Origin of the sequence: Streptomyces sp. NRRL S-495, from assembly GCF_000966955.1 — a bacterium.
Taxonomy (GTDB): Bacteria; Actinomycetota; Actinomycetes; order Streptomycetales; family Streptomycetaceae; genus Kitasatospora; species Kitasatospora purpeofusca.
The window spans coordinates 1-8,185 of sequence record NZ_JZWY01000899.1; the positions used below are offsets into that span (position 1 = coordinate 1).

Genomic DNA, 8,185 nt, shown 5'->3' on the forward strand with positions numbered 1-8,185 from the left:
GGGTACCAGGGTCCGGCGGGCCCGCGACCGGGGCCGGTCGGCCCCCTGCCCGGTGGCGCCGGAAGTGGTGCCATGGAGAGAGGGGGAGGAACCGCACCTTTCGACCGCGTCCGAGGAGGACGGGATGAACAGCGACACGAGAGCGGCGGTCGGCGACCGCATCATCGTCCGCGGGACCCGGCCGGGCGCGGCGCGACGGGACGGCGAGGTCGTCGGCCTGCACCACCCCGACGGGAGTCCGCCGTACGACGTGCGCTGGTCGGACACCGGCCGGGTGACGGAGTACCTGCCGGGCCCGGACGCGCAGATCCACCACTTCCGGCACGAGGAGGACGACCGGCCCACCGGGGTCGGCCGTCACCCGTTCGCCGACTGACGGACCGCACCGTCCTCGGCGGGCCCTTCGGCCCCGGACCCGGACCGAACGGCCCACCCCCGGACCTCGCCCACCGGGCCAGGCTAATGGTGACGAGCGGTGAGAACCGACGAGAGGTGACAGCCATGCACACCGTGATCGTGTACGAGAGCATGTACGGCAACACCCGGGAGATCGCCGAGGCCATCGCCGACGGTATCCACCGGGCCGACCCCTCCGCGGCCGTCGACTGCCTTCCGGTGGCCGAGGCCGACGCCGAGCTGACCAGGTCCGCGGACCTGCTGGTGGTCGGCGGACCCACCCATATGCACGGGATGTCCTCCGGGGTGAGCCGCCGGATGGCCGCCAGCGCGGAGGCCAAGCGCGAAGGGCACGAGGAGGCGGCCCGGGAGGCCCACGAGGCCGCCGAGGGCCAGGGCCTGCGGACCTGGTTCCGCCACCTCCCCGACACCGAGCACGGCACCTACGCGGCCGCCTTCGACACCCGCGGAACCGGCGCGGGCAGCGGCGGCGCCGCGCCCGGTATCGCCCACCGTCTGGAGCACCACCACTACGACGTCGTCGCCGAGCCCGAGGGCTTCGTCGTGGAAGGCCTCGACGGCCCGCTCCGCGCGGGCGAGCTGGACCGGGCCCGCGCCTGGGGCGCCGCCCTCCTGTAGTGCCCCTTCGCGGAGACCCGGAGCAGGAACCCCGACCGGCGGTTGGGGCGGCCCGGCGCCACCCGTGGGAGGCAGGCCGTGCGGGGACGACCGGAAACGTCGGTGCCACCGTCCCGGACCATGCCACCGTCCCGGACCAGGATCGCCGGACGCCCCGACCGCCCTCGCCCCGGGCCCCCGCCGGACCTGCGCAGCCCGTCGGGCCGTCCGAGGCCCTACTGATGCCCTACTGAGAACCCCGTGCCCGAAAGGACGGAACGGTGATGAGCACACACACCACGACGCCGATGCGCACCAAGCGCTGGACCTTGCAGCTCGACCTCTTCGAGGAGGGTGACGTGACCAAGGTCCACGCCGTCCTCGACACCGGCGACAACACCCTCCACAGCCGCACCGAGTCCCACCACAACCCCCATGACCCCCCGGTCCCGGAGATCGGCGACGAGTACGCGGCCGCCCGGGCCCTGGTCGACCTCGGGCAGCAACTGCTGCGCGCCGGCCGGACCGATGCCTTCGCCAACGAACCTCCCGGCCGCGGCTGAGCACCGTCGGCAGTCCCGGCCGCCGGACGGGGCCCGCGCCGTCCGCCCGCTCAGGCCGCCAGGTCCCGGCGCTCCAGCAGGACGAACGCGGCCGCCAGCCCGGTCAGTCCTACGACGGAGAGGACGGCGAGCGAGACCCACGGCACGGTGCCCCGGGCCAGGGCGTCGCCGGGCGTGTAGTAGTGGAAGGGGCTCAGGTACCGCAGTGGCGCGGCCGGTTCCCAGGCGAGGCCGACGAAGTTGAGCGCGAAGCCGACCGCGCCGAGGACCACGGTGGCCCCCACGACGGACGCCCGGCGTCGGCCCGCGGCGGAAACGGCCAGCACGGGCCCGGTCAGACAGAGCGTGAAGCCGCACCCGAGCAGCCCTGCCGCAAGCACCCCGCCGATCGGGACGGCGGCCCGCAGGTCCGGCGAGAACGTGACGCCGAGCGCGACCGTCGCTGTGGCTGCGGCGTTCAGCAGCACGCTGAGGGACGGCCGGTGCTGCAGGGCCTGGACGAGTCCGAGCTTCTGCTTCATGCCCCGCGAGTACGCGGCGACCCGCTTGTCCAGGTCCGCGCGGGACAGCCTCAGCCGGTCGCAGAGCTCGGCCTGCCTGGGCGCGGGCGCGCCCTGGAGGTCCGCCAGCAGGTCGAGCGTCTGCCGTCCGGTGAGCTCGGGGTAGAGCCGCAGCTCTCCCGGGAGGTAGCCGATCGACGGCGCCACCCGCCGGTGGTCCGCCACCGGGTCCAGACCCAGGACCCGGACCGCGCCCGCACTCGGCCGGAGCAGCCCCACCAGACAGCGCAGCGTCGTGGTCTTCCCCGCGCCGTGCGGCCCGAGCAAGCCGAACACCTCGCCCCGGCCGACGTCGAGGTCCAGGCCGTCGACGCCGAGGCTGCGGCCGTACCGTTTGGTGAGCGATCTGAGCTCGATCACCGCCGTACCGTCAGCGGACATGCTCCACCTCCCGTGGTGAGTGCGGCTCCGTGGTCCCCGCACCGGGCCGCCGCGAACCTGGATGCCGCTCCCACCCTGGCGCGGATGCTGCACGCGCGCACGGGGCCGAACGGCCCTGTGCGGCAGGCCCGGTCGGTCCCCACCCACGGACCGCGGGTCCCGGGCGACGGGCCACGGGCCACGGGCCACGGGCCGCAGCGGCATGTCCACCCACCGGGTGACACGTCGACCGGTGTCGACCGACGGCCCGGGGCCGGGGCCGACCGGAAGCCGCGCGGCGCCTACCGGTGTCCGTAAAGGTGCAACGGCATCGTCAGTTCGGCCTCCTTGCCGTCGTTCATCGCGCGCTGGACCATCTGGATCGCGACGCACAAGGACGTTCCGTCCCGCGGCACAGCCGGGGCCGCGATCCGTCCTGCACGACACCGTGGATCACCTGGATCGGGAGAGCTGTTCCCGCACCCATTCGACCTCGGGGTTGGTACGGGGCCGTCCAGCCACAACGACGGTCGGCACGGTCTCGTTGCCGTCGTTGGCCGCCCGCACCGCCGCGGCGCCCGCCGGGTCGCGCCAGATGTCGACCCAGTGCAGCCGGTGGGCGCTGCGGCCCAGCCGGACGCGCATCCGGATGCAGTACTTGCAGCCCGGCCGCCAGTAGATCACCGGTCGGCCGTCGACCGCGCTGCGGCGCTGCGCCTCCGCCGCACCCACCGACCTCGGAAAGATCAAGGGCGAGTTCACACCGGCGAGCGCCAGGAACGCCGCCAGGAGCCCTGCCGCCGTGCCGGGGCTCCCGGAGAGGACCAGCCCGGCGGCTACGAATGAGCCGCAGAGCACGAACAGCAACGGCAGGATCCATGGGCGCATCACGGTGGTGCAGGCTACCAACGGGTCGCCGTGCTCCTCGGGCCGGGCCGCCCACCAGCGGGTTCGTCGGGCCGCGCGGGGACCCTCGTCGGAGCGGCCGCACACGGGACGCCCGCCGCGTACCGGACGGCGTCGGCCCCGCACTGCCGGGATCGACCGGCAGTGCGGGGCCGGGGCGGCAGCTGACGCCTCGACGACTACTTGTTGACGGTGAACCCCTGGTCCTTGCCGTACTTGACGCTGGTCTCCTGCCAGGCGTTCAGGCCGGCCGTGAGCGTGGTGGAGGAGACGTACGCCTTGCCGACGGTGTCGTTGAAGACCGAGTTCGCGTACACCTGGAAGGGCAGGTAGGACCAGTCGGTGCCGACGTTGCGGGCGGAGTCGGCGAAGATCCGGTTGGCCTGCTGCCCGCCGAAGTACGGGAATGCCGTGTCCAGGAAGGCCGGCGACTCCAGGTCGGCCTTGGTCGCGGGGAAGGCTCCTGCGGCGACCCGGCTGCTCGCGCCCTCGCCCGTGGTGGCGAACTCGGTGAAGGCGTAGGCGAGTTCCTTGTTCTTGGCGGCCTTCGGCACGGCCAGCGAGCTGCCGCCGTTCTCCGCACTCGCCGTCCCGCCNGCGGCAGCGGGGCGACCCGCCAGTCGCCGGAGGCGGCCGCGACGCCGGAGGCGAGGTTGGCCGGCATCCAGGCGCCGATGGCCAGGGTGGCGACGGTCCCGTCGGCCAGGCCCTTGTACCAGGCGTCGCTCCAGGAGCTGATCGGCGCGACCAGCTTCTCGTCGAGGAGCTTCTGCCAGGTGCCGGCGTACGTCCTGGTGCCCTGGTCGCCGAAGTCGACGGTGACCTCGGTGCCCTTGGTCTTGTAGGGGCGGCCACCGGCCTGCCAGATCAGGCTGGTGGCGAAGCCCGCGTCACCGGTGTCGTTGGTGATGAAGATCTTGGGGTCGGCCTTGTGGAGGGCGCGGGCCGCGTCCACGTACTCGTCCCAGGTGGACGGCACGGCGATGCCGTGCTGGTCGAAGACCTTCTTGTTGTAGAAGAGCGCCATGGGGCCGGAGTCCATCGGCAGGGCGTCGACGGCCCCGTCGCGGTGGACGGCGTTCCACGGGCCGGGGGTGAAGCCTGCGGCGAGCTTGTCGGCGCCGTACGGGGCGAGGTTCTCGACGGACTTGCCGATCGCGAACTGGCCGAGGGCGTAGTACTCGATCTGGGCCACGTCGGGCGCACCGGAGCCGGCCGCGATCGCGTTCTGCAGGGCGGTGTACTGCTTGTCGCCGGTCCCGGCGTTGACGAGTTCCACGTCGACCTTCGGGTACTTCTTCTCGAAGTCCTCCGCGACCTTCTTCAGCGTGGGCTCCCAGGCCCACACCGTCACCTTGCCGCCCTTCTCCAGCGCGGCGGCGACGTCCTTCGGCCCCGCGGAGCCGGAGCCGTCGTCCGTGCCGCCGGAACCGCAGGCCGTTGCGCCGAGGGCGAGTGCGGACACCACGGCGACGGCGCCGAGCAGTCTGCGGGTGACGGGAGTGCTCATACGCATGGGGGGAGCTCCTGACGATGAGGGTGGGAGAGGGGGTGGTGCGGGTGGTTCAGGTGGTGCGTGGGAGAGGAAGCGGTGCGGGTGGTGCGGTCACTCCTTGACGCTGCCCGCGGCCAGGCCGGACTGCCAGTACCGCTGGAGCAGCAGGAACACCGCCACGATCGGGACGATCGTGAGCAGGGAACCGGTGATGATGAGATCGAAGACGGGCTCGCCGCCGGCGGTCTGCGCCTGGGCGTTCCAGGCGTTGAGCCCGAGGGTGAGCGGGTACCAGTCGGGGTCCTTGATCATGATCAGCGGCAGGAAGTAGTTGTTCCAGGTCGCGACCATCGAGAACAGCAGCACGGTCACCGTCCCCGGCATGAGCAGCGGCAGGGCGATGCGGAAGAAGGTGCGCAGCTCGCCCGAGCCGTCGATCCGGGCGGCCTCCAGGAGTTCGGTGGGGACGGCCTCGGCGGCGAACACCCACATCAGGTAGAGGCCGAACGGGGAGATCAGGGAGGGGATGATGACGGCCCACGGGGTGTTGGTCAGGCCCATCTTGCTGAACATCAGGAAGGTGGGCACGGCCAGCGCGGTGCCGGGCACGGCCACGGCTCCGATGACGACCGCGAAGACCGCGCGGCGGCCCGGGAAGGCGAACTTGGCGAGCGCGTAGCCGCCGAGGACGGCGAGGACTGTGGCGCCGCCCGCACCGGCGACCACGTAGAGCAGGGTGTTGAGCAGCCAGCGGACGAAGGCGCCGTCGTCGTAGGAGAGGGTCCGGGTGATGTTGTCCCAGAGGTTGACGTCGTCGGCGAACCAGAGCCCGAAGGAGTTCAGCAGCCCCTTCTGGTCCTTGGTCGCGTTGATGAACAGCCAGGCGAGCGGGAGCAGGGTGTAGACCAGGACCAGTCCGGTGACCAGGGTGAGCGGGACGCTCGGGCGGGGGCTCAGCGGGGTCCGGGGGTTTCGCCGGCGGCGCTTCGGGGCGGAGCGGGCGGCCGACGGGGCGACGGTGGCGAGGGCGGACGCGGAGGTGGCAGGGACGGACGCGGAGGCGGCGGGGACGGACGCGGAGGCGGCGGGGGTGGCCGCCGCTGCGGACGTGGGGGCGGGGACGGGAGGGGTGGTCATCGGCTCAGCCCTTCCGCATGCCGCGCAGCTGGACGGTGTAGGCGATGACCGCGGTGATCACGCCCATCACGATGGCCACAGTGGCCGCGTAGTTGTGCTGCTGGCCCGCGAAGGACAGCGAGTAGGTGTAGAGGTTGGGGGTGAAGTCGCTGGTGATCGCGTTGGGGGCGAGCTTCTGGAGGATGCTGGGCTCGTTGAAGAGCTGGAAGCTGCCGATGATCGAGAAGATCGTCGCGATCACCAGGGCGCTGCGGATGGCCGGCAGTTTGACGGAGAGGATCACCCGCCACTCCCCCGCACCGTCGATCGCCGCCGCCTCGTAGAGCGAGCGGGGGACGACCTTGAGGGCCGAGTAGAAGATCAGCATGTTGTAGCCGACGAACTCCCAGGTCACGATGTTGCCGATGGAGGCGAGGACCAGGGACGGCGAGAGCGGGTCGGGCAGGGTGACCCCGAGGGCGTCGTTGATGTTCCCGACCAGGCCGAAGCGGGTGCCGTACATGAAGCCCCAGATCAGGCTGGCGACGACGGCGGGGACGGCGTACGGGAGGAAGACCGCGACCCGGAAGAAGGTCCTGCCGTAGAGTCGGCCGCTGTCGATCGCGAGCGCGACCAGCAGCGCGGCACCCAGCATCACGGGCACCTGGACCAGGAGGAAGAGTCCTACCCTGGCCAGGCCCTCCCAGAAGCGGGTGTCGGCGAGCGCCTCGCCGTAGTTGTCGAGGCCCACGAAGGAGGTGCCCCCGATGAGCCGGTCCTTGAAGAGGCTCAGGTACAGCGCGTACCCGATCGGGGCGAGGAAGACGAGGCCGAACACCGCGACGAACGGGCCGGCGAAGCCCCAGCCCACGAGGGCCTCCTTGCGCAGCCGGAGGCGGGGACGTGGTCGGCGCGGGGGTGGTGCTTCCGTCGCGCGCGTCGAGAGGAGCGTCATGGCGGGGGTCCTTGCATCGGTGACCTGGAAGTGCGGTGGCGGAGGACGGGTGGCGAGCGCCCGGGGACCGGTGAACGGCTCCGTGGCGACTGGCCAACGAAGGATGTTTACGTAATCATCGGTGTGGCGATCGTGGCACTCCCGATGAGGAGCGTCAAGCACGAAGCAGCGACGAACGAGAGGAATCCGGTGACGGGCAAGCATGCGAGCGACCGGTCGGACGACGCGCGCCCGGGAGGCGCGGGATCCGGGCCGAAGGCAGGCCGCACGGCCGCCGCGGAGGTCGGCCGGGCACCCGGCGGCCGGGGCCGGGCCCGACGCGTCTCGATGGCGGACGTCGCCGCCCTCGCCGGGGTCTCCTCGCAGACGGTCTCGCGCGTCTCCAACGGCGACCCGGCCGTCATCGACAGCACCCGCCAGAAGGTCCTCGACGCCATGAAGGAGCTCGGCTACCGGCCCAACAGCGCCGCCCGCGCCCTCAAGCGCGGGGAGTTCCGGGCGATCGGCGTGATCACCATGGGCCTGTCCAGCACCGGCAACGTCCGGACCCTGGAGGCCATCGCGGGCTCGGCCGCCCACGCCGGCTACGCCGTCACGCTGATCCCCCTCGACGCCCCGACCCAGGACAACGTCCGCGGCGCCTTCACCCGGCTCGACGAGCTGGCCGTCGACGCCGTCGTCCTCATCATGGAGGTGCACCTGCTCGACACGACCGCACCGACCCTCCCTCCGCACGTCAAGGTGGTCGTGGTCGACTCCGACGCCACCGGGCGCTTCCCCGTCGTCGACACCGACCAGCGGCAGGGAGCCCGCACCGCCGTGCAGCACCTGCTCGACCTCGGGCACGAGACGGTCTGGCACGTGTCGGGCCCGGCGGAGTCCTTCGCCGCGGACCGCCGGTCGGACGCCTGGCAGGCGGTGCTGCGCGAGGAGGGACGACGGGTGCCGCCGGCGCAGCGCGGTGACTGGACGCCCGAGTCCGGGTACGAGGCGGGGCTGCGGCTCGCCGAGGAGGCCGACTGCACCGCCGTGTTCGTCGCCAACGACCAGATGGCCCTGGGTGTGCTGCGGGCCTTCCACGAGCGGGGCCTGCGGGTCCCGGAGGACGTGAGCGTCGTCGGCTTCGACGACATCGCCGAGGCGGCCTCCTTCATTCCGCCGCTGACGACGATGCGTCAGGACTTCGCCCGGGTGGGCAAGTTGTGCGTGGACGCGG

8 protein-coding genes and 1 pseudogene are annotated in these 8,185 nt (G+C 72.3%); 4 read left to right on the forward strand and 5 right to left on the reverse strand.

Translation table 11 applies throughout. From position 1 onward, the window contains the following. Window positions 1–124 precede the first annotated feature (124 nt). The 3 genes from VR45_RS35910 (at window position 125) to VR45_RS35920 (ending at window position 1,577) form a co-directional block, all read left to right on the forward strand. A complete protein-coding gene (locus VR45_RS35910; protein WP_078897248.1) occupies window positions 125–376 on the forward strand; it encodes a DUF1918 domain-containing protein in 252 nt (83 codons plus the stop codon). A gap of 125 nt (window positions 377–501) precedes the next feature. After that, window positions 502–1,035: a flavodoxin domain-containing protein gene (locus VR45_RS35915; protein WP_045944119.1), complete on the forward strand. Its 534-nt coding sequence runs from the start codon at window positions 502–504 to the stop codon at window positions 1,033–1,035. A 263-nt stretch (window positions 1,036–1,298) separates the two neighbouring features. Next, entirely contained in the window at window positions 1,299–1,577 is a 279-nt protein-coding gene (locus tag VR45_RS35920) for a dsRBD fold-containing protein (RefSeq protein WP_078897250.1), read from the forward strand. Window positions 1,578–1,627: 50 nt separating this feature from the next. Here the strand turns inward: VR45_RS35920 and VR45_RS43015 are convergent, their stop codons facing one another. From VR45_RS43015 to VR45_RS35945, 5 genes and pseudogenes are all read right to left on the reverse strand, one after another. After that, window positions 1,628–2,518: an ABC transporter ATP-binding protein gene (locus VR45_RS43015; protein WP_052709638.1), complete on the reverse strand. Its 891-nt coding sequence runs from the start codon at window positions 2,516–2,518 to the stop codon at window positions 1,628–1,630. A gap of 432 nt (window positions 2,519–2,950) precedes the next feature. Further along, the gene (locus VR45_RS35930) at window positions 2,951–3,388 is read right to left on the reverse strand and encodes a glutaredoxin domain-containing protein (protein WP_045944120.1); all 438 of its coding nucleotides are present in this window, start codon (window positions 3,386–3,388) and stop codon (window positions 2,951–2,953) included. Between the two features lie 194 nt (window positions 3,389–3,582). After that, window positions 3,583–4,913 (reverse strand): annotated as a pseudogene (locus VR45_RS35935) (sugar ABC transporter substrate-binding protein). Between the two features lie 96 nt (window positions 4,914–5,009). After that, window positions 5,010–6,035, reverse strand: a complete 1,026-nt coding sequence (locus VR45_RS35940) for a carbohydrate ABC transporter permease (protein WP_078897254.1) — start codon at window positions 6,033–6,035, stop codon at window positions 5,010–5,012. A 4-nt stretch (window positions 6,036–6,039) separates the two neighbouring features. Then, window positions 6,040–6,969: a sugar ABC transporter permease gene (locus VR45_RS35945; protein WP_045944121.1), complete on the reverse strand. Its 930-nt coding sequence runs from the start codon at window positions 6,967–6,969 to the stop codon at window positions 6,040–6,042. 327 nt (window positions 6,970–7,296) lie between these two features. On the opposite strand from VR45_RS35945, the gene VR45_RS35950 reads away from it, so the two are divergent. Further along, on the forward strand, window positions 7,297–8,185 hold an 889-nt coding region (locus tag VR45_RS35950), incomplete at its 3' end, for a LacI family DNA-binding transcriptional regulator (protein ID WP_045944126.1).